The 20,222-nt window shown below is 35.9% G+C and carries 18 protein-coding genes and 1 riboswitch; of the genes, 10 read left to right on the top strand and 8 right to left on the bottom strand.

All coding sequences use genetic code 11. From position 1 onward, the window contains the following. Positions 1–155 precede the first annotated feature (155 nt). From LC418_RS03980 to LC418_RS03945, 8 genes are all read left to right on the top strand, one after another. On the top strand, positions 156–623 hold the full coding sequence (locus LC418_RS03980) for a hypothetical protein (protein WP_223558191.1): 468 nt from the start codon (positions 156–158) through the stop codon (positions 621–623). 132 nt (positions 624–755) lie between these two features. After that, complete coding sequence (locus LC418_RS03975) at positions 756–1,127, top strand: hypothetical protein (protein WP_223558190.1); 372 nt, start codon at positions 756–758, stop codon at positions 1,125–1,127. Positions 1,128–1,454: 327 nt separating this feature from the next. Then, a complete protein-coding gene (locus LC418_RS03970) occupies positions 1,455–1,994 on the top strand; it encodes a hypothetical protein (protein ID WP_223558189.1) in 540 nt (179 codons plus the stop codon). A gap of 10 nt (positions 1,995–2,004) precedes the next feature. Further along, complete coding sequence (locus LC418_RS03965) at positions 2,005–2,559, top strand: hypothetical protein (protein ID WP_223558188.1); 555 nt, start codon at positions 2,005–2,007, stop codon at positions 2,557–2,559. A gap of 40 nt (positions 2,560–2,599) precedes the next feature. After that, positions 2,600–2,824 carry a hypothetical protein gene (locus tag LC418_RS03960; RefSeq protein WP_223558187.1) on the top strand — a complete coding sequence of 75 codons (225 nt, stop codon included), beginning with the start codon at positions 2,600–2,602 and terminating at the stop codon, positions 2,822–2,824. 115 nt (positions 2,825–2,939) lie between these two features. After that, entirely contained in the window at positions 2,940–3,599 is a 660-nt protein-coding gene (locus LC418_RS03955) for a hypothetical protein (protein WP_223558186.1), read from the top strand. A gap of 7 nt (positions 3,600–3,606) precedes the next feature. After that, complete coding sequence (locus LC418_RS03950) at positions 3,607–4,080, top strand: hypothetical protein (protein ID WP_223558185.1); 474 nt, start codon at positions 3,607–3,609, stop codon at positions 4,078–4,080. Positions 4,081–4,085: 5 nt separating this feature from the next. Further along, positions 4,086–4,700: a hypothetical protein gene (locus tag LC418_RS03945; protein WP_223558184.1), complete on the top strand. Its 615-nt coding sequence runs from the start codon at positions 4,086–4,088 to the stop codon at positions 4,698–4,700. Between the two features lie 60 nt (positions 4,701–4,760). Here the strand turns inward: LC418_RS03945 and LC418_RS03940 are convergent, their stop codons facing one another. The 3 genes from LC418_RS03940 to LC418_RS03930 all read right to left on the bottom strand — a co-directional run bounded on the left by LC418_RS03940 (position 4,761) and on the right by LC418_RS03930 (position 10,913). Beyond that, the gene (locus tag LC418_RS03940) at positions 4,761–6,254 is read right to left on the bottom strand and encodes a RagB/SusD family nutrient uptake outer membrane protein (RefSeq protein WP_223558183.1); all 1,494 of its coding nucleotides are present in this window, start codon (positions 6,252–6,254) and stop codon (positions 4,761–4,763) included. An 18-nt stretch (positions 6,255–6,272) separates the two neighbouring features. Further along, complete coding sequence (locus LC418_RS03935; RefSeq protein ID WP_223558182.1) at positions 6,273–9,203, bottom strand: SusC/RagA family TonB-linked outer membrane protein; 2,931 nt, start codon at positions 9,201–9,203, stop codon at positions 6,273–6,275. 83 nt (positions 9,204–9,286) lie between these two features. Beyond that, positions 9,287–9,383: riboswitch (SAM riboswitch) on the bottom strand. 282 nt (positions 9,384–9,665) lie between these two features. Continuing rightward, on the bottom strand, positions 9,666–10,913 hold the full coding sequence (locus tag LC418_RS03930; protein WP_223558181.1) for a hypothetical protein: 1,248 nt from the start codon (positions 10,911–10,913) through the stop codon (positions 9,666–9,668). Positions 10,914–11,499: 586 nt separating this feature from the next. On the opposite strand from LC418_RS03930, the gene LC418_RS03925 reads away from it, so the two are divergent. Both LC418_RS03925 and LC418_RS03920 read left to right on the top strand, forming a co-directional pair. Then, the gene (locus tag LC418_RS03925) at positions 11,500–12,483 is read left to right on the top strand and encodes a helix-turn-helix domain-containing protein (RefSeq protein WP_223558180.1); all 984 of its coding nucleotides are present in this window, start codon (positions 11,500–11,502) and stop codon (positions 12,481–12,483) included. A gap of 41 nt (positions 12,484–12,524) precedes the next feature. Beyond that, a complete protein-coding gene (locus LC418_RS03920) occupies positions 12,525–12,932 on the top strand; it encodes a type II 3-dehydroquinate dehydratase (RefSeq protein WP_223558179.1) in 408 nt (135 codons plus the stop codon). 109 nt (positions 12,933–13,041) lie between these two features. Here the strand turns inward: LC418_RS03920 and pckA are convergent, their stop codons facing one another. From pckA to bshC, 5 genes are all read right to left on the bottom strand, one after another. Beyond that, a complete protein-coding gene (gene pckA / locus LC418_RS03915; RefSeq protein ID WP_223558178.1) occupies positions 13,042–14,658 on the bottom strand; it encodes a phosphoenolpyruvate carboxykinase (ATP) in 1,617 nt (538 codons plus the stop codon). Positions 14,659–14,785: 127 nt separating this feature from the next. Continuing rightward, positions 14,786–15,691 (bottom strand): GYDIA family GHMP kinase, encoded by a 906-nt coding sequence (locus tag LC418_RS03910; RefSeq protein WP_223558177.1) that lies wholly within the window; start codon positions 15,689–15,691, stop codon positions 14,786–14,788. 10 nt (positions 15,692–15,701) lie between these two features. Next, positions 15,702–16,577 carry an ACP S-malonyltransferase gene (gene fabD, locus LC418_RS03905; RefSeq protein ID WP_111956933.1) on the bottom strand — a complete coding sequence of 292 codons (876 nt, stop codon included), beginning with the start codon at positions 16,575–16,577 and terminating at the stop codon, positions 15,702–15,704. A gap of 70 nt (positions 16,578–16,647) precedes the next feature. Further along, positions 16,648–18,594 (bottom strand): amino acid ABC transporter substrate-binding protein, encoded by a 1,947-nt coding sequence (locus LC418_RS03900; RefSeq protein WP_223558176.1) that lies wholly within the window; start codon positions 18,592–18,594, stop codon positions 16,648–16,650. 38 nt (positions 18,595–18,632) lie between these two features. After that, complete coding sequence (gene bshC / locus LC418_RS03895; protein ID WP_223558175.1) at positions 18,633–20,219, bottom strand: bacillithiol biosynthesis cysteine-adding enzyme BshC; 1,587 nt, start codon at positions 20,217–20,219, stop codon at positions 18,633–18,635. Between the last annotated feature and the right edge of the window lie 3 nt (positions 20,220–20,222).

The raw sequence follows: 20,222 nt of genomic DNA, 5'->3' as shown, positions 1-20,222 counted from the left end.
ACAAACTATTTTGTTACAGGTGCTTATAAAACCAAATACTTCTCAAAAAGTGATATGTATAATTCATCTGAATATGGATATGATCCATCAGTCTCAAAGAAAGTTATGCAAGAAAGTGTTAATAGCACAAAAACGAAAAACTTTTCAGATGGTACATGGGGGGGGCGGAATATTCATTATCAGAAGGAAACTCTAATGGCTTTATAGAGTATATGGATCATGGAAATCTTACCGAAGCATGGGGATATACGTCACCTAAAAGTTTAACTACTGGTTTGTCAAAAGTAAGTATTTCACCGATTGCTGCACAAAACTCGAAAGCATTGTTTTTAACAATGGCACACGAAACTGGACATGCATATGCATCATTTCTTGGATTAGGACGATCATTAATTGATTTAAAGGCTAATAATATTGGCTGGGAAGAGCTTGCTGATACTGAACATTTTGCTATATATAAATTAGAAAATTTCACAGCTTTAAAAAATAATATACCAATTATAGGTAAGTTGAGTACAGTGAGATTAGATAGTTTTTTTAGGAGGCTTTCTACAACAGAAAGAAGCTCAATAAGTTCTATTTATGAAAAATTGCTACCTATTTTTGATAGAGTCATGAAATAAATATAATTATGAAAAAAAGTACAAGTCTATTGTTTCTAATTTTAATTAGCTGTAAACCAAACGTTAACTCCGTAAAAGATTTTAATTACGACTTTAAATATAGTTCTTCCTTATTTTCAAATCATATAGTTTTTGAAAAAAATAAGTTATGATAGTAAAACGGGAATTTATAATTTAACAGAAAAAGAAAATATTGATGAAAAATTTTCAACAAAAACTATTCAGATAAAATTAGATGAAAATTCCAAAAAAGAAATATACAATTTGTATAATTATTTAAAACCAATAAAATTATATAATTGCTTTTATGATACAAGTAATGGTGAGTTATTAGAGAACACTTTTATAAGCTTTTACCATGAGAATAATTATGTTGATAGTACTAAATGTTATAATTTCAAGGAAAATAAAAAAATGCAAGATTTAAATGCTATTATTATCAATAAGCTTAAATCAACAAAAGTTTATAAAGAAACTTTTTATTGGGAATTTTATAAAAGATAATTCGGAGTCTGCTTTGTCACGGCAAAGCAGATTTATTTTGCCATTAGAACATGAGAAAATTAGTGTGAAGTTTTTTGGCTACGGTTGGAAATAGAGCCTTAGCTGGTGGTGGAAGCGGAGGTATTGTTTCATTAATTAATGAAATAATTTTTTAAATGGAGTTTTAAAAGGAGCTGTAATTGGTGGTGCAGTGGCTGCTGTGAGTCATACGGTAAACTACTATGTAAAGTATGGGGGAATGGAACACGAAGCTAAATATTACAATGGTCAAGATAATGGAAATGCAAACAATTCTTTAGAATATATTCAGATAAAACTTTAAAGAATATGCGAAATGAGGCAGGCTATGATTCTACACAAATGAATCTTTATAGAGTAGGACAAGATGTTGCTGGATCAGATTATTACTCTCAATCGTCAGATGGCTTTTTCCAAATGTCTAACGGAAAAGCCTATGCATATACAACAAAACCTAATTTTTTTACAATGAAATCTACTATTCATTATGCTAAAGCTGCATTTGCATCAAAAGAACTTCTTTTTACAACTATGGTACATGAAACTGCACACTCATATGCAATGTATGGTGGTAATGCTTTTATAAAATATTTGCATGATAAAAAATTATTCAATTCGGGCTATAGTACAATAGGTGATTTAGGACATGCTGCAATTTATGATTTGGAAAATCACCTTTCCGCATTTAATAAATTCCCAGCTAATCCAGCAATCGGTATGGATAAAGATTTTATTTTAAATGCTATTAATAATAATGTAACTGGTAATAATGTCAAAGAATTCAATATGCTGAGAAACTTTTTATTGCCTGTATTTAATAGAAAATTAGGTATTAAAACTCCTTATTAATCTTAAAAAAATGAAAAATTTCCTACTATTAATAATTATTTGTTTTATTTCTTGCGAGAATAAAGTAGATAAAAAAGATTGCATAATTGATTTTGAAATAAGCAAAAATACGGTCAGTTCTGAAGGAATTGTTACTCATTTAAAATTTCACAAAAATATTTTAAAGATTTCTGTTTCTAATTTGAGAAATGATACATTACATTTTCCTGTTCCACGTTTAATTTTTGCAAAAGAAGCAGTAAAACAGAATATCAAAGAATCTGATGATGTTGTTGTTAAACAATTTATACCAAATATTATTACAAACAGGGTTACGGCTTATTGTATTTCAGAAGATAATAAGAAAGAAATTGTAAGCATTGATTCTTCAAAAACCAGAGATATGAAACAATATGAATTTAAGCTTGCTCCTAAAGCAAAATATATAGTCGAATACTTATTGAATTGTAAAGAATCAGATCCTGAAAAGTATAAAATATTCTTTTTTGAAAGTAACAGATTTGACAACAATAAATATGAGAAAATAAAATATCCGGAAAATGGATATATAGAAATTAAAAACTAAAAGAATTTAAGGTTATAGATATTTTCTGAATAATCCTTTAATGTATAATAATCCGAATGGGAATTTGCATTTAGTGTTTTGTGTTGGACTTGGATATTTTTGGATTACAGCGATATCTAGCGCCATTATTGGAGCAGCAATAAGCGTAGGCATGTATGCCCTTCAGACAACATTAAATAATAATTGGTCCTGGGGTGGCTTTGCAAAATCTATTCTAATGGGAACTGTTACGGGCCGTTTCAGCTGGAGCTGGAGAAATATTTAGTACCGGAGGGTTCTGGGCTACGATTGGAAATGGAGCCCTAGCTGGGGGTGGAAGCGGAGGTATTGTTTCATTAATTAATGGTGATAACTTTTTAAATGGAGTTTTAAAAGGAGCTGTGATTGGTGGTGCAGTAGCTGCTGTGAGTTACACTGTAGGGTATTTTGCTAGTGGAGGGAATAAGGCTAGAATAACAATGGCTGATAACTCTACGACTTCAACTTATAAATATGACCCAACTATTGGAAGTGATACTATGCAAAATAATATAAATAAAACTCGAAAAAATTTTTATTATGATGATTACGGAGTTGGGGACGAAACTTCTGGAGATGCAGCATGGACAGATGGGACTATGAATCCTGGAAATGACACCCATGTTTTAGCATATACTACAAAAGCAAATTATTTTACAGGTAAATCCAATATAGTATATTCTCCTTTAGCTGCTCAAAAACCCCAATTACTAGCCGAAACAATGATACATGAGACGGGACATGCACTTTCGAATAAATTAAGGTTACTTAATGAAAGTATTGATTGGGAAAAAGAATTTGGACTAAAAAATAGATACACAGAAATGTTAGATACTACAGAAGAATTCGCAGTATACAAACTAGAGCATATTAGTAGAACAATAAATAACTACCCCATTGATGATTTTATACCTCAGTTTCGATTAGATAAAATGTTTAAACTCTTAGATTTTGCCAGACAAAACTTAATAGAAACAGCCTATAAGAAGCTTATGTCAGTTTTTCAACGTTCAATGAAATAATTATCTTATGAAAAATTATATATACTTAATAATTTTATTTAATGCTTTTCAAGCTTGTACAGCTCAGAGCAAAGTAAAAAAAGACTTTATATATCATACCGCAGATTATGACTTAGGAGCTATTCAGGAAGAACGTGTTTACAACAGCTCAACTGGAATATATGAATACAAGAAATACTCTAAAAATAATTTAGAGAAAAATATAAAATTATATATAAGATTTACACGAGAAGATTTAGAAACCATTTACAAATTATATGCTTCTTCAAAGTCAGCAATGAGTGATTGTTATTTTGAGAATTATGTAATTGTACATAAATCAACGCTAACATTCAATTCAGAGAAGGATAATTTCAATAAAATAGAATGCGATAATAATGGTAATTCTATTTTTACTAAAATTGAAAATAAGATTGAAAGTCATATTACTTCTTCTGAAACCTATAAAACGAATTTTTACTGGGAGTTTTATAAAAAATAAAAATCATGATAAAACTTAGATGGAAAGATGACACAGCATTAAAGTTGAGGTTTCTGCTATTAACTATTATTTACTTCTTTTTAGGCTGTAAAAAACCAGAACATAGCAGTATAAATAGACAGCAATCAAATAAACCTGTTGAACAAAAATTCATTCCAAAGCATGGAAAACTATACTTTGATTATGATGTGATAGATCATTATCATATTAGTATTGATGAAAATGCAGTTATGATTTTAGATAGTAGTCAGAATCGCTCAAAAAAAGATCAGTTAAAACTTGACATACTTATTAACAAGACTCCCAAGGATATAAATGATACGGAGTTTATAAAAAGTCTGGAAAAAATTGGTTTCAAAAAATCAGTAATAAAAACTCAAAACTTAAAAAAAATCAATGAAATATTTATTGAAAAGACTGTAAGTGAAAATATTGAATATGCATGTGTTCCTATTTATCGGGATATTTTGATTTTCAAAAAACAAAAAGCAATTATTGGGATAGCAAAAATATGCTTTGATTGTCATCAAAAACATATCGTCGGAACCAATGCAAATACAGAAAATTTTGGACAAGATGGTGACTATCCAAAACTCCTTCAAGTTATTAATACCAATTAGTTTAATAGAAAAGCCGTAATGTTTGAACATTACGGCTTTTAAAAAATCAAATCTAAACAACTACAAATTCGGATTATTCTCAATCTCCTTCTGCGGAATACTGAACAGATAATACCTACTGTTCGGTGCAAAGGCAGTCTGATCCGGAAAATTAAAGACAGAATGTCCTCTACCATTCACCGTTTTTACCGTTCCGTCCGGAGTGATAACCTGTACTTTTATCGGTTGGCCACTGGCATCTACATAAGGCTTTCGCACCACTGTCCCCTGCGTTCTGATAATATCTGAAAGAGAGAATCCTTCCCCGAAAAGTTCTTTTCTTCTTTCAATCAGGATTTCTTTTACTACATCATTCTGGGCAAGAGTTCCAGTGTAAGGATTGGCATTTCTAGTTGTTTTCAATTCATTTAAAACTGTAACGGCATTGGTAATATTTCCGTTTCTTGCCTCTGCTTCAGCTTCGATCAGGTACATTTCTGCAGCTCTCATCAGTACAATATCTGCGATAAGACCTGTTTTAAATTTAAACTTGGAATATCTCAAAAGACCTTCCCTGCCCGGCAGACCATCCCACTGAAACAGCTGGGATCTGATATCATTGGTATCAAATAAATTTTTGAAAAACGGATCTGCCATAAAACTGTAGTAATAACTTCCCGAAGAAGACACATCCAGATAGTGGAAAGCATAGCTTGCCCCTGACTGTTCCTGAGTCTGTCCATGTCCCCAGATCCATTCACCATTGCTGATGTCATTGAAACCCTCCTTATATTTTTCAGCTGTCATTAGCGGATAACCTGTTCTGGCAACCTTTGCAGCCGCAACCGCTTTACTCCACTCTCCGGTATTCAGATAAGTTCTTGCTAAAAGCCCGTTTACCACAGCTTTGTTGATCTTATCTTTATTATTTCTGGTATAATTGGCTAATAAATTATCTGCTTCCGTAAGATCGCTTTTAATCAGGGTATAAATTTCCTCCAGACTTGCTCTCTTCTTCGGAACTGAACCGATTGTTGAAGGCTCTGTGTAGATAGGTGCTGTAAGGGCTGTTTTGTCTTTTAAATAGCTGAACTGGTAAAAGCTGGCCAGATTCAGATAACAGAAGGCCCGCAATGCTTTAGCCTGTCCCTTTACCTGGTTCTTTTTCTCCTGGCTCCCTTCGGTCTGGTCAATACGGGTAATCACATTATTCATATTATTTATGGTTGAATATAATGTCGACCATATGAACTGTGGTCTCGAAGCTGTATTGTTGATCATTTCCGTAAAAGCATAGGCAGACGGAAACCCATATTTATTGGTCAAAACCGCCACATCACTTCCCATGGCATCACTTGTCCTCAAGACTGTTGAGTAACCGATATTGGCATAAGTGGGCCCGTCATCATTCAGTTTTGCCCAGGCACCATTGATTACCGTTTCTGCGCTTTCGGCCGTTTTGAAAACCTCTGCACCGTTAGCCTGATCTGTAGGAGCCGTTTCCAGTTCGTTTTCACAGCTTGTCAGTGACCATGCTGCGATCAGGGCAAAAGATATATATTTTAATTGTTTCATTGCTTCAATTTTAATAGGTTAAAGAGTCGCCTGAAGACCGAAAGTTATCGTTCTCATGGCAGGATATCTGTAATAGGTTGTTCCATCCAGTGCCTGTTCCGGGTCCATTCCTTTATGCTTGTAAAAAGTCAAAAGGTTTTCTGCCTGAACATAGATTCTGAATTTTTTCAGTCCTAATTTTTCAAAATAATCAGAAGGAAGTGTATAGCCCAGGCTCACATTTTTAAGTCTGGCATAGGTTCCGGAATATAAGAATCTTGAAGAAGTGGAAGTCCAGTTATTCGTTGTTGTACTTAACGCAGGAACATCGGTATTGGGATTTTCCGGAGTCCATCTGTTCAGCATTTCTGCACTCCATGCACGTCCCCCGGCGCTTCCGTTAGACATTAATGATGTATAATCCGTATCAAGGATTTTCCCTCCAATGCTGAATGTAAGCAATCCTGAAAGATCAAAGTTTTTATAAGCAATACTCGTGGTAATTCCTCCCATTACTTTAGGCAACGCGGATCCCTGTACTGTTTTGGTTGCTTTTGCATATTCGGAAGTGGTGCCGTCCACTGTATTTCCATTCGCATCCTGGTAAATGTATCTCCATAGAGGCTTTCCGTTGGAAGGATCTACTCCCATCCATTCAGGAATAAAGAAATCATAAATAGAACCACCTACTTCAAGACGTTTGGTTCCTGTAATGACAGATCCTTTAGGAAGCTTTGTTATTTTATTGGTCAGAGTACTTAGGTTAACATCCACATTCCATTGGAAATTATCATTTTTAACCGGTGTTGTGAAAAGTGAAAATTCGAAACCTGTGTTCTGTATTGTTCCTACATTAAAAGGAAAATCACTGATTCCCAGAGATGGGGCAACCGGCATATTAAACAAAAGGTCCTGGCTCTTACGTTTAAAATATTCTATATTCCCTTTCACCCTGTTATTAAGAACGGCAAATTCAAGACCTACGTTTAAATTAAGATTGGTTTCCCATTTCACATCATTGGTCTGTACTTTTTCCAGAACAGTCCCCGGCTCACCAAGGTTATTATAAAATTTATACAATTCCTGATAAGCATAGTAAAGGGAGGATCCGTTAGGTCTTCTTAATTTATCATTCCCCTGGCCGCCATAACTTGCTCGCAGTGTCAACTGGTTGAATATATTTAAATCCTTGATAAAATTTTCATTTGAAACTTTCCATGAACCTCCAACTGACCAGAATTTCCCCCATCGGTTATCTGCAAAGAACCTTGAAGAGCCGTCCGCCCTTCCAGATACTGATAAAAAGTAAGTATTGTTGAAATCATATTCTGCTCTTCCCAGGAAACTCAACAACGAAAACTTGTCGCTGTTTCCACTGAAGCTTCCCAATAAAGCAGCTGCATCAGGTTCATAATAATAAGGAAGCGAAAACTGGCTTCTGGAACCGGATATCGTCTGGTAATCATATTTGTAAAATTCCTGCCCTCCCAAAACATTAAGATGATGTTTGCCGAACTTTTTATCGAAAGTCAGAATATTACTGGTTGTATAAGATAATGTTCTACTGTTTGATTTCGTTACAGAGCCACCGATCTCACTGCCTTCTCCGATAAGAGGATTTGAATAGTAATGACCATTATAATTCACCAAATCAACAGAAAAGCTGGTTTTAAATTTCAGTTCCGGAAGGAAAGTAAAATCTAAAAATCCTTTTCCTGAGAAATTGTCTTCTTTATTCTCGTTCTTGTCCAGAGGCAGTGTTGCCGCTGCATTTTGATTCTGCAATGCACTTGTAGGCCGGTATTTCCCGAAATCATAAATTCTATTTCCTCCAGCATCCAACACATAGCTTCCATCTGCATTTCTTTCATAATACGGATAGAAAGACGGAATTACCCTTGCCGCATTAATGATATTGTCTGTTCTCGAATCTGAAGACGGCGGCGCATTCTGAATACTGTTGGTATAGCTTAAATTAGCACCTGCATTCAGCCATTTCTTTACTTCAGAATTGATTTTTAACCTTGTGGAAAATTTTTGAAATCCAGATTCTATAGCAATTCCTTTATCATCAAGATATCCTAATGAAAAGAAATAATTGCTTTTCTCGCTGCCTCCACTGATATCAAAATCCACCTGGCTTCTGGAAGCTGTTCTTTGAAGAATATCTCTCCAGTCATCATTCCACAATGCTTTTGCTCCGGGAACAAGCTTTCCATCAGTACCTACAGGGTTGGGAAAACCGGCTCCGTAAGGATTGATTCCCAAAGCAGTTGTCAGGTTATCACTCGCCATCTGTGCTGCCTGCTGAGAAGTAATCTGTCCCGATTTATACCCGTTTCTCAATGCTTCCCAATACAGCTGAAAATATTGATCCGTGCTTACCTGCTTATAATCCTTTACCGCTCTGCTGGAAAATCCCTGACTGATATTAAAATTGATTCTTGATTCTCCTTTCTTACCAGATTTTGTTGTGATGATAATAATCCCGTTAGCTCCTCTTGAACCATATAATGAACTTGCCGTTGCATCTTTCAAAACACTGATGGATTCAATATCATTGGGGCTGATGGAATTGATGTTTCCATCAAAAGGAATTCCGTCTACCACATACAACGGATCACTTGAAGCACTTATGGAGCCAACCCCTCTTATTCTCACAGAAGCAGTAGAACCCGGCTGTCCTGAGGCACTTACTGCCTGAATTCCCGGAACCTGCCCCTCCAGCGCTTTTGTAATATTGGTAACCGGTCTGTTATTGATTTTATCACTGGATATGGTAGCTACTGAACCGGTATAACTTGTTCTTTTAGCCTTACCATAAGCAATGACAACCACTTCATCGATTTCCTTTTCGTTAACCGTATCCTTTTTAGTTTGGGTCTGAGCCTGTATGCCCATTATTCCTAAGAAAAATACAGCAACAGGTGGAATCCAAACTTTAGAATTAATTAAATTCTTACTAATCATAATCAATTTTATTTATCATATATTAAAAACTTGCCCTTTGCAGAAAAGACAGCAAAGGGCATCGCTCAATACGATAAACCATGTGCTTATTTTTCCTTTATAGGCTGAATGTAACACCTTGCTCAGGGCAGGTTGTTAAGATTTCACAGGGTCAGTTCCCTCCATCTTTCTTTATAAGCCGATCGAAATATGTTTGCAAATCTAAAAACAATTAGTCTACAAAACAAGTAGACTTTAAATTTTATTATGAAATATTTCCAAAAATCAACTTAATTTTTATTTAAAAACCCAATAAACAAGCACTTACAAATATTACATAATTGTTAAATATGAGAAATATCATTAATAATAATTGAATTGATATTTTATCCGATGCGTATCCGGAATATAAAAATGACGCTGGCAGTGGCAGCGTCATTTTTTATTTTGAAATCAAATTTTAGATTTTACTTTTAAATCAAATTAATACAGCCTCTGGATGGATACAAAAACTTCCAACGTATTATCTAAATTATTGGAATCCGTAGTAGTATTCCCATTACCTGCACTGGTAAAAGATTTATTATCTATACGCAGTGCATAATAGACTCTATACCATTTGTTATCCGCAGTAGTAATGTCAAAAGTTACTGTTTCGTTTCTACCATAGGTAAGATAAACTCCATCATCAAACTGGGCATAATTATTTGGAAAGACCAATAGATTGCCCCCATGGGAGTCACCGGTATGGGTCGATACTTCAGAAACCCATACTTTTGCGTTGGCCGCCGTGATATTATAGAGACGGGGATCAAAATTCGTACTCGCCCCACTGGAATCAAATGCATTGGGAGAAGTAATGAAAGCATCAACTCTAAAAGTATTGTTGATTATAGGAAGATCATTAAGAAACTGGCTTAAAAGAAATGAGGCTGTTTTACGCGGAATTGAAGAATGGTAATATACCAGCTCCCCAGGAGCAATCACTGCTCCTGCCCCCACTGTTGCACTACAGCTCTGTCCTCCGATATTTATGGCAAAAGTGGTAAGTGTAGGACTGGAAACAGTAGGCACACCCGATACCGTATAGCTAAGAATTCCCGATCCTACATTGAAATTCCCTGCAGCTAATGTTGCAGTAAGCCCATTTACAGGCCCTACAGTCTGCGCAGGATAAACGCCACCGTTTCCTCCGGTATAAGGAACAGTCATTGTCCCTGTATAAGGTGTTCCGGCAGTATAGGTTCCCGGTGAAAGCGTAACTCCGTTACAGGTAATAGCACCTAATGTTCCGGGAGCAAGAGAGCCATTGTTAAATGTTCTCCATTCCGTACCGTTCCAGAATACATAGCCTACATAACCAAGCCCTCCGGTTCCTAAATTATACACAAGCAGTCCTGCAGCCGGTGAAGGTATTGTAACCTGATCAGTCTGAGAGGTCAATGCTGCCTTCGGTCCCAGAAGTCCTTTTTTACTTCCAACCGCAAGCCCATCCACATTAATGTCCAGAATTGCAGATGCATCAGGTACTGTAGTGCCAACTCCTATACTTCCGGATGATGTCACCGTAAAATCATTGGATTGCTGTACAGCCGTTGGGGACCCAGTTGCATTATTATCTTTTGAGCCGTCCACATGGAAAGTTCCTTGTGGATTTGCAGTATTAATCCCAACCTGAGAATAAAATAAACCCGAAATAATCATTAAAAATACCGATAGTTTTTTTTTCATTTTGAATTGTTTTTAATTAAAAAGTTGACAAATGATTTTTGGGAGCTCTGTTTCAAGCATTATCATTTGAGTTTTATACGAATATTATGGTTTCAAGGACATATGGGCGGAGGCTCCATACAGAAGTACGGTCAAGGAAAAATGAGAGAATAAGATTTTCAAAAAAACAGTTCCTCTTTTCCATAAGAGAATTTTCCTACAATACCTTTTTATAGACATCAAATATACATTTGCCCGTTTCTCAAATCCTGAAGTGACTGTTATCTCTAAGGTGTATACGGTTTCCTTTATATTTTTTTCAATACTTTTGTTCCCGGCAGAACCAACATCTTTCCCATCCTGTGCAAAAAGAAATCCTGCCAGCATCAAAATACAGGGTAATTTTTTTAATAAAACATAGGAATTCATCTGATTCATCTTCGGGTACAATTCTATCGCAAAATTATCCTGATTATTAAATCAAAAAATAAAACGATAAATCACAATCTTGAAAATGATTTAAATTTTATATACCTTTGAAAACCAAAATACTAACACAATGAATTACCAGAATTCATTAACTTATTTTATTTAATACAAATTTCAGATGCCAGAAGTAAATACAACGAATGAACAGATAGAAAAGTTAAAGCATATATTGATGGATAGATATGCTATTCTTATGATGTTTGTTTTAGGATTGTATGCCGTTATTTTCACATTCTTTATTTATGACAAAATGATGTCCTGGTATTTAATTGGAGGACTATTTTTTTTCGCCTACAGCTATTCACTGATAAGGAGAAAATATTCTATAGCCCAGATCGTGCATTTATATTTCATATCTGCCCCTATTTACAATTTCTACATTATGCTCGCCTTCTGGAATAATTCGGTGGCAAGCTTCTGCTGGCTCTTACCCATTCCTCTGGGTGCCTATATCTTTTTCTCAAAAAAAGAAGTGCTTGCCTATATTGCTTATACCTTGGTATTAATTATCACCGGATATATTGCCGCCAATAATCTAAGCTTCACATTTCCGGAGCATACGCAGAAAGAAGTGATGCTTACGGATACAATTCTCTTTATTTCGAATATTCTAGTGGTCTCATTATTAATTTATTATAAAGATAAAATCAGGAAACTGGAAATATTGTCTCAGTTTAAAGCCGGAGGAATTCAAAAGGAAAAAGTACAGAGTATTGAACCCTCATGGGACGACGTTGACGGAGAAAGTATGGAAAATTTGTTTGAAAAAATAGAAATTACCATGACCAGGGATAAACTTTTTAAAGATGAAAAGTTCAATCTATCTAAATTAAGTGTAGCATTAGATGTCAATAGCACCTATATTTCCAAAGCCATACGCTACAAAGGCTATTCTAATTTTAATACTTACCTCAATATCTATAGAATCAACTATGTAAAAAAACTGTTTACAGAGATTGATTTTCAAAAAACCACTTTAATGTATATTTATACAGAAGCCGGTTTTTCTAATCAATCTACCTTTAACCGAGTTTTTAAACAGATAGAAGGAATCACTCCCTCAGAATATTTTCAGAAAAATCTGAAAAATAATCGTGAATAGTACTCTGTAGAAAATTATTTATCTTTGATTAAATTTTTTAAATGAAAATCCTTATCCTTAACGGCCCGAACCTTAATTTACTGGGAACAAGAGAACCTGAAATCTATGGAAATATTTCTATGGAGGATTATTTGGAAAAATTAAAAACTGAATTTCCATCTCATGAATTAAGCTATTATCAGTCCAACATTGAAGGAGAGATTATCAACAGGTTACAGGAAGATGACTTTGATGCTTTGGTAATTAATCCCGGAGCCTATACTCATTATTCGTATGCTATCTCGGATTGCCTGAAAAACATCAGAAAACCGAAAATAGAGGTTCATATCAGTAATATTTACAAAAGAGAGGAATTCCGTCAGAAATCTGTTACGGCAGCTAATACGGATGCAGTATTGTCCGGCTTTGGAATGGACGGGTACAGACTGGCGATTTTAAGCTTGAAATAATAAACAGAATTGCAATGTTTTTGGATAAGATGCTTCGGCTCCGCTCAGCATGACATTTCTGATATCATTAAAATAAAAAGCCTCATCGGGTGATGAGGCTTTTGCTGTATTAAGTAGTCTGCTGCTGAAGCTGTGGTCCTGAAGCAATTAACTTCTTCCCTTCTTCAGTATCGCAGTACTGTTCAAAGTTTTTGATATATCTTGTCGCAAGATCTCTTGCTTTTTCTTCCCATTCCGCAGCAGTGCTGTATGTTTCTCTAGGATCCAGGATACCTTCAGAAACATTTGGAAGCTGTGTAGGAATTTCAAGGTTCATAATCGGAACCTGAGTTTTAGGAGCATTTTCAATAGAACCGTCAATGATTGCATCAATGATTGCTCTGGTATCTTTAAGAGAAATTCTCTTTCCAGTTCCATTCCATCCCGTATTTACCAGATAAGCTTTAGCTCCGTGCTCCTTCATTTTTCCGATCAATGTTTTAGAATACATGGTTGGGTGAAGGGTAAGGAAAGCTTCTCCGAAAGCAGGAGAGAAAGATGGTTCCGGTTCAGTAATTCCTCTTTCTGTACCTGCCAGTTTGGAAGTATACCCGCAAAGGAAGTGGTATTGTGCCTGGTTTTCATCTAAAATAGAAACCGGAGGCAATACTCCAAATGCATCGGCAGAAAGATAAACGATCTTTTTAGCATGTCCTGCCTTAGAAGGAAGAACAATTTTGTTGATATGATAAATCGGGTAAGATACTCTTGTATTTTCTGTGATAGATCCGTCTTTATAATCAGCGATTCCATTGTTTACAACTACGTTTTCAAGAAGTGCATCTCTTTTGATCGCTCTGAAAATATCCGGTTCTTTTTCTTCTGAAAGGTCAATAACTTTAGCATAACATCCTCCTTCATAGTTGAATACACCATTATTATCCCAACCGTGCTCATCATCACCAATCAGGAATCTCTTAGGATCCGCGGATAAAGTTGTTTTTCCAGTCCCGGAAAGACCGAAGAAAAGAGCTACATCACCTTCTTCACCTACGTTGGCAGAACAGTGCATTGAAGCCATTCCTTTCAATGGAAGGTAATAATTCATCATGGCAAACATCCCTTTCTTCATTTCACCTCCGTACCAAGTACCTCCGATGATCTGTAGTTTTTCAGTAAGGTTGAACATAATGAAGTTCTCAGAATTCAGTCCCTGAGCTTCCCAGTTCGGGTTGGTTGTTTTGGAACCATTGATTACTGTGAAATCCGGCTCTCCAAAGTTTTCAAGCTCATAGTGAGACGGACGGATAAACATATTAGTAACGAAATGCGCCTGCCACGCTACTTCTACAATAAATCTTACTTTTAATCTGGTATCTGTATTGGTACCACAAAAAGCATCAACGACATAGATTTTTTTAGCTTCAGAAAGCTGGTTCAGCACTAATCCTTTACAAGCATCAAAATTTTCTGCTGTAGTAGGAAGGTTTACTTTCCCATCCCAGAAAATTGTGTCTCTTGTAACATCATCCTGAACTATGTATCTGTCTTTAGGTGAACGACCTGTGAAAATTCCGGTTTTTACTGATACTGCACCAGATTCCGTAAGTTCAGCTTTCTCAAAGCCTTGATTTTCAGGAGCTACCTCAGCCTGATATAACTCTTCGTAAGACGGGTTATAGACGACTTCATAATTCCCTTTAATCCCTAATTTTTCTAAATCCTGGATGATTTTAGCGTGTTTCATTTTACTTATATTTTCTATTTCTTTATTGGGCTCAACAAAATTAATATTAATTATTTGTTAAAGGTGGTTTAAATATAATGATATAAGTCAGAATGACAAATAAAAAAACAGGATTGTAAATTATTGATTATAAATCAATTATATCACACCATTCGAAAACAGTATTGAAACCTTTTCCCCAAAAATAGTCCTCATAGCCGTGAAATTTGGCACTCATTACAAAATCTCCGCCCCAGGCTCCCAAACTTTTGACAAAAACGGGACAGTCTGAAAAAAACCTCTGCTTAACTGTGGGTATTTCAAGGAATTTTGAAATTTTTTGCTCATGAATCATCATCAGTTCAGAAAATTTTTCCAATTCATCGCATAACAAAACTTTTCTTGTGATATCCGAAAATTCATCAACGAGTATCTGTGACTTTTGTTTTGACTTGTAAAAATTGATCCCTTCACGGCTGTCCTGCTTCTGATTTAGATGAATAAAAATCAGCTCATTTTTAAATGGTGGATTAAAGTCTGCTTTTTCATAGCTTACTTCAGGTTTACTTCTGAAAAGAACAGCAGATTTCTCTTTTGCAACCGCAATATCATAGCCGCTTCCGCCCAGACTTATGCTGTTGAGATGGAAAGGATCAATATCCGCCCACACTGAAAGATTGTTCATTAAAGTAGAACTGCTACCCAGCCCGTAGTCTGCAGGGAACTGAAGATTAGTCTTCAGATAATAAGTATGATCGCTCTTAAATTTAGATTTAGAAAGCTGCTGAACATTTTGAAGGGTTCTCAGAATAAATTCAGCGCTTGAAGAAAGATTGGTTTCGAGGATCTGCCATTTTTTATAATCAATGACGGCCTTCAGCCATAATTTGTTTTGATGATGGGCTTCCCAAAAGATCAAGGATTTTTCGTCGTCTTTTTCATCAAAAAAAAACTCTTGTCCAAGCTTGGTTGGTACCGCCAGGACAAGAGCTCCGTCTATCGCGAAATATTCTGAAGTAAGCATAAGCTTTCCCGGTGAAAATATTCCGCTCATATTTTTTTAATTAGATTGCAGAAGCAACATCTACAGAAGCGTCAATTTTCTTGATCAATCCCTGTAGGGTTTTTCCAGGACCAACTTCTACGAAATTAGAGGCTCCGTCTTTGATCATATTCTGAACAGACTGTGTCCATTTTACAGGACCTGTAAGCTGAGCGATCAGGTTTTGCTTGATCTCCTCAGGATTAATCACGGCTGTAGTCGTAATATTCTGGTAAACCGGAATAGTTGCTTTTCTGAATTTTGTTTTTTCAATGGCTGCTGCCAGTCTTTCCTGTGCCGGTTGCATTAACGGAGAATGGAAGGCTCCATTTACAGGAAGTAACAAAGCTCTTTTTGCTCCTGCTTCTTTAAGCTTTATGCATGCTTCTTCTACAGCTGGCGTTTCTCCTGAAATTACCAATTGTCCGGGACAGTTGTAATTGGCAGGTACCACAATACCGCTGATCTGTGCACAGATCTCCTCAACTTTAGCGTCTTCAAGACCTAAAATTGCAGCCATAGAGCTCGGATTGGCATCACAGGCTTCCTGCATTGCTTTTGCTCTCTCGAATACTAATTTCAGGCCGTCGTCAAAGGATAAAACTCCATTGGCGACTAAAGCTGAAAATTCTCCTAAAGAATGTCCTGCAACCATTTCGGCTCCAAGACCGTTCACTGCTTTTAAAGCAGCTACTGAATGTATAAAGATTGAAGGCTGGGTAACCTCTGTTTTCTTAAGATCTCCATCCGTACCATTGAACATCAAGGAAAGAATATCGAAACCTAAAATTTCATTGGCAGATTCCATTAAGTCCTTTATGTCTTTTCTAGAATCGTACAATTCTTTTCCCATTCCTACGAACTGAGAACCCTGCCCAGGAAATACAAGTGCTTTCATGTATTGAATTAAATATTATGCAAATATAAAGATAATGTTAAAAATATCCTTTTAAAAAGGCATAAATCGGTTAAGGAACTAATCTTATCACTCGGTAACCGGTGTTTACATAGGCCCCGTTTGCTTTAGATTTTACAAATTCAAACTTGGTAGCAAGCTGGGTCTGAACTTTATTCATCTGCTTAAAGATTTCTCCTTTTTTATTTTCTCTGGTCAGCATGTCATTCACGACATCAAAGCCTACGATGGCATATTTTGGAGGTATTTTGCAGTATTTACTTTTATAAGCAGCTAAGATTTCTTTCTCGAAACTACCATCTGCATTAATCTTTCTGTCCATCAGATACACAAGGCTTGCCTGGCTCAGCTCATCTACTTTCTTCTCGAAAACAGGAGAATAGTACATGCTGAATGCTTTTACTCCCTGTACTTCTTTGGAAAGAGCAATTGTTTTATTGGCAAAAGCTTCTCCGGCAGCATCGTTATCGCTGGCCAGAATAGCAATAACCGGAGCGGATTGTCCTGTCATCATATTCTGATCCAACTGAATTTCTGCGGGAGAGTTTACTACCATTATATTTGGATTTTTAACTGCTTTTTCAAGACCTCCTTTAATGTAGTTTGCAATTTCTTTTTTGCTGTCTGCCACTACATATATTTTCTGATCCGAATATACAGCTTTTACTTCTTCAACAATTTTATCTGCATAGGTCTGGTCATTGGTTTCAACGATGATCAGGTTATTATAATTGTAGAGTTCGGGAGAATTCGCAAAAGGTGCTACAACCGGTATTTTCTGATTTTTGGTAAAATCAAGAACATCAATCACATTGGATTTAAAGAATGGGCCGATGATAAGGTCTGTATTATCCGGATTGATCTGCGCCATTGAATTTTTAAATGAGGCTTCGTTTCCTGAATCCACAATTTTGATATCAAGCTTCTGACCGCCTCTTGCATTTCTTTCAATCGCCAGTTTAGCTCCGGTAAGGAAATCCAGCGCCATTGCTCTGTACTGGGTTTCGTTGGTACTGTATCCGAAAGGAAGCATTAAAACAACGCTCAATGCATCTCCACTCTTTTTCACGTAAGCCGGATCCTGCTTTTTGATCTTTAAGACCATTCCGGTTTTCAGTCCTTTGGAAAGATCGGGATTCAGAGCAATCAGCTCATCGATTGAAACACCGAATTTATTAACGATAGAGAATACAGTATCTCCCTGCTGAACGGTGTAGGTAACGTAATCATCTGCCACAGCAGTTACAGTTGCTGTAGATTTTTCGCTTCCTGAATCTATTTTTGTTTTCGGATTTACGGGTTCGGAAACCACAGCTGCATCAGTATTTGTTCTTTTTATTTTGATGGTTTCGCCCGGCTTAAGGCCTTTTTCTTCCAATCCCGGATTCAAGGCAAAAAGTTCCTGCTGGCTAATTCCAAACTGTTTTGTAATTCTGTAATAATTATCTTTTGACTGGATCACATACGCTTCTCCTTCTGCAGGTGTTGTAACTGCCGCGGATGTCTCTGTATGAGTTTCTGTAGATTTAGTAACTACAGCCGCAGGAACCGTCTGCTGTTCTCCTCCATACTTTTTGATACTTTCAAGAGGTAAAGTGATCTCATCCCCTATTTTCATATGAGCGTCAAGTTCTGGATTCAGCTTTCTTAAATCGGTTTCAGAAATACGGTATTGTTTTGTAATTCCGTAAATCGTTTGTTTAGGCTGAAGAATAATTTTTCCAACCTGAGCATTTGCATGACCTGGTTTTGCTTTTTCCACAACTGCAGGTTTGGCAGCCGGAGCAGTATGCTTTTCAGCTTTTACCATAACCACGTCTCCTATGGCCAGCTTACCGTCTTTGAATTTTGGGTTCAGCTTTAGCAGTTCATCTACAGTAATCCCGTATTTTTTTGCAATATTATAAGGATTGTCTCCTTTTACAACGGTGTGCGAGTTCTGGGCAGATACCCCCAAAACCATACATAAACTGGACAAAATAAAAAACCTTTTTATCATACTCGATAATTATAATTTACAAAAATACTTCTTTAAAATTAAATGGCAACAATTATTAATTTGGATTCTTGAACCACCATTTCTTCCCAACAATTTTCAAGCCATGAATAACCATAGTCTGAAAAGAATACACTAAAATTATAGACTCTTTCCTGCCATGTTTTTGAAGGATGAACATCTAAAAACAGGTTTTCCAGTCTTTCGAGCAGCTCCCCTTGCTTTATTTTTTCTGCATGCAAAAGACGTTTTTTCATTCTTTTAAATGATTTCAACTGTCTTACTTCTTCTGCTTTTACCATGTTCCCAAAAGAGCGTTCTGTAGTTTCTGCTATCGTTTTGAGTTCGGAAAAGCTTTTTTCTAAAAGTATTTCTTTTTCTTCCAATATTGATAATACATTGCTGTCTTTTAGGATTTTCTGATTGGTAATAGCAGTGAAATTCCCAAAAAAATCTTCGATATTCAGATCCAGTTTTTCAATTTTCCCAACTGTTTTTTCTTTAATGAAAAACATGGAGTTCCTTGGAATTAAAACAGGAAAAGGAATGTTAACCGCTGTAAAATAGTCTTTAAGTTCCAGCCAATACATGATTTCTGCATTTCCCCCGATGTAAGCAAGGTTAGGAAGTACTTTTTCCTGATAAACCGGCCGCATTAAAGCATTCGGGCTGAATTTCTCAGGATGGTTTTCCAGCTCCTGAAGTATTTCTTCCTGCGTAAATCTTTTATTGGTGTCTACTGCAATATATTTTTCACCGTCAAAATCGATTCTGTCTCTGGTTTCAGAAAGATAAAAAAGATTGATATCACGGGGATTAACCTGTACTTTTCCGTACTTTTCTGTCAGAAAACTTACTTTTTCTTTTGAATTCTTTTGTAAGCTGAAATTCAGCAGCTCATCTTTGAAAATATCTTTGATCTGGCTTTTAAGTTCTTTGGAATCACCATCAATAATCAACAGTCCAAATTCAGAAAAAAGTCTGTTCACTAAAATTTTAATAGCTTCTGTCAATGTATTCCCAGGCTTATAAGCTTCTTTCATCATTAAAATCAGCTCTGTTCCGAATACGGAATCTTTAAATTCTTTTTCAAATTCAGAAATAAAGAATGTATCGCTGATCGTTATCCTGCCTACCGGTCCACCGGACTTCTCGTTGATTTCGTAATAATTGTGCTCTGTTTTAAAATGGTTGATCTCTGCAAAATCATGATCTTCCGAGGCCATCCAATATATAGGAACAAAATTAAAATCCGGGAAATTTTCCTTAAGATAAGTACAGGTTTTAATGGTCTGTAAAATTTTATAGACGAAAAAAACAGGTCCGGAAAACAGATTTAACTGGTGTCCGGTAGTTATAGTAAATGTATTGGGCGACTTGAGGTTTTCCAGGTTCTCTTTCTGTTTTGAAGAAAGGGTAAGTTCTGAAAGCTGCATTTCCAGTACATCAGATAAAATACTTCTCTGATCCTGTGTAAAAGAATTCTGTTTGAGATGAATCTGATCTTTAAAGTGATCTAAAGAAAAGGTATTTTTTTCAAAGCCTTCAATTTTCTGATTCAGGAAATCTTTTACCAGTTGTGGAATGCTTTCTATATCATTAAATGATATCTTATTTATTGTTTTCAACGT

Origin of the sequence: Chryseobacterium lathyri (assembly GCF_019970085.1) — a bacterium.
GTDB classification, from domain to species: domain Bacteria; phylum Bacteroidota; class Bacteroidia; order Flavobacteriales; family Weeksellaceae; genus Chryseobacterium; species Chryseobacterium lathyri.
The sequence above is the reverse complement of the archived record's forward strand: the minus strand, read 5'-3'. Positions and strand labels throughout refer to the sequence as shown.

Excerpts from the sequence above, each read along its gene's own strand:
- LC418_RS03980 (WP_223558191.1), top strand. The coding sequence starts at position 156 with ATGGGGGGGGCGGAATATTCATTATCAGAAGGAAACTCTAATGGCTTT.
- LC418_RS03970 (WP_223558189.1), top strand. The coding sequence starts at position 1,455 with ATGCGAAATGAGGCAGGCTATGATTCTACACAAATGAATCTTTATAGA.
- LC418_RS03965 (WP_223558188.1), top strand. The coding sequence starts at position 2,005 with ATGAAAAATTTCCTACTATTAATAATTATTTGTTTTATTTCTTGCGAG.
- LC418_RS03960 (WP_223558187.1), top strand. The coding sequence starts at position 2,600 with ATGTATAATAATCCGAATGGGAATTTGCATTTAGTGTTTTGTGTTGGA.
- LC418_RS03950 (WP_223558185.1), top strand. The coding sequence starts at position 3,607 with ATGAAAAATTATATATACTTAATAATTTTATTTAATGCTTTTCAAGCT.
- LC418_RS03945 (WP_223558184.1), top strand. The coding sequence starts at position 4,086 with ATGATAAAACTTAGATGGAAAGATGACACAGCATTAAAGTTGAGGTTT.
- LC418_RS03940 (WP_223558183.1), bottom strand. The coding sequence starts at position 6,254 with ATGAAACAATTAAAATATATATCTTTTGCCCTGATCGCAGCATGGTCA.
- LC418_RS03935 (WP_223558182.1), bottom strand. The coding sequence starts at position 9,203 with ATGATTAGTAAGAATTTAATTAATTCTAAAGTTTGGATTCCACCTGTT.
- LC418_RS03930 (WP_223558181.1), bottom strand. The coding sequence starts at position 10,913 with ATGAAAAAAAAACTATCGGTATTTTTAATGATTATTTCGGGTTTATTT.
- LC418_RS03925 (WP_223558180.1), top strand. The coding sequence starts at position 11,500 with ATGCCAGAAGTAAATACAACGAATGAACAGATAGAAAAGTTAAAGCAT.
- LC418_RS03920 (WP_223558179.1), top strand. The coding sequence starts at position 12,525 with ATGAAAATCCTTATCCTTAACGGCCCGAACCTTAATTTACTGGGAACA.
- pckA (WP_223558178.1), bottom strand. The coding sequence starts at position 14,658 with ATGAAACACGCTAAAATCATCCAGGATTTAGAAAAATTAGGGATTAAA.
- LC418_RS03910 (WP_223558177.1), bottom strand. The coding sequence starts at position 15,691 with ATGAGCGGAATATTTTCACCGGGAAAGCTTATGCTTACTTCAGAATAT.
- fabD (WP_111956933.1), bottom strand. The coding sequence starts at position 16,577 with ATGAAAGCACTTGTATTTCCTGGGCAGGGTTCTCAGTTCGTAGGAATG.
- LC418_RS03900 (WP_223558176.1), bottom strand. The coding sequence starts at position 18,594 with ATGATAAAAAGGTTTTTTATTTTGTCCAGTTTATGTATGGTTTTGGGG.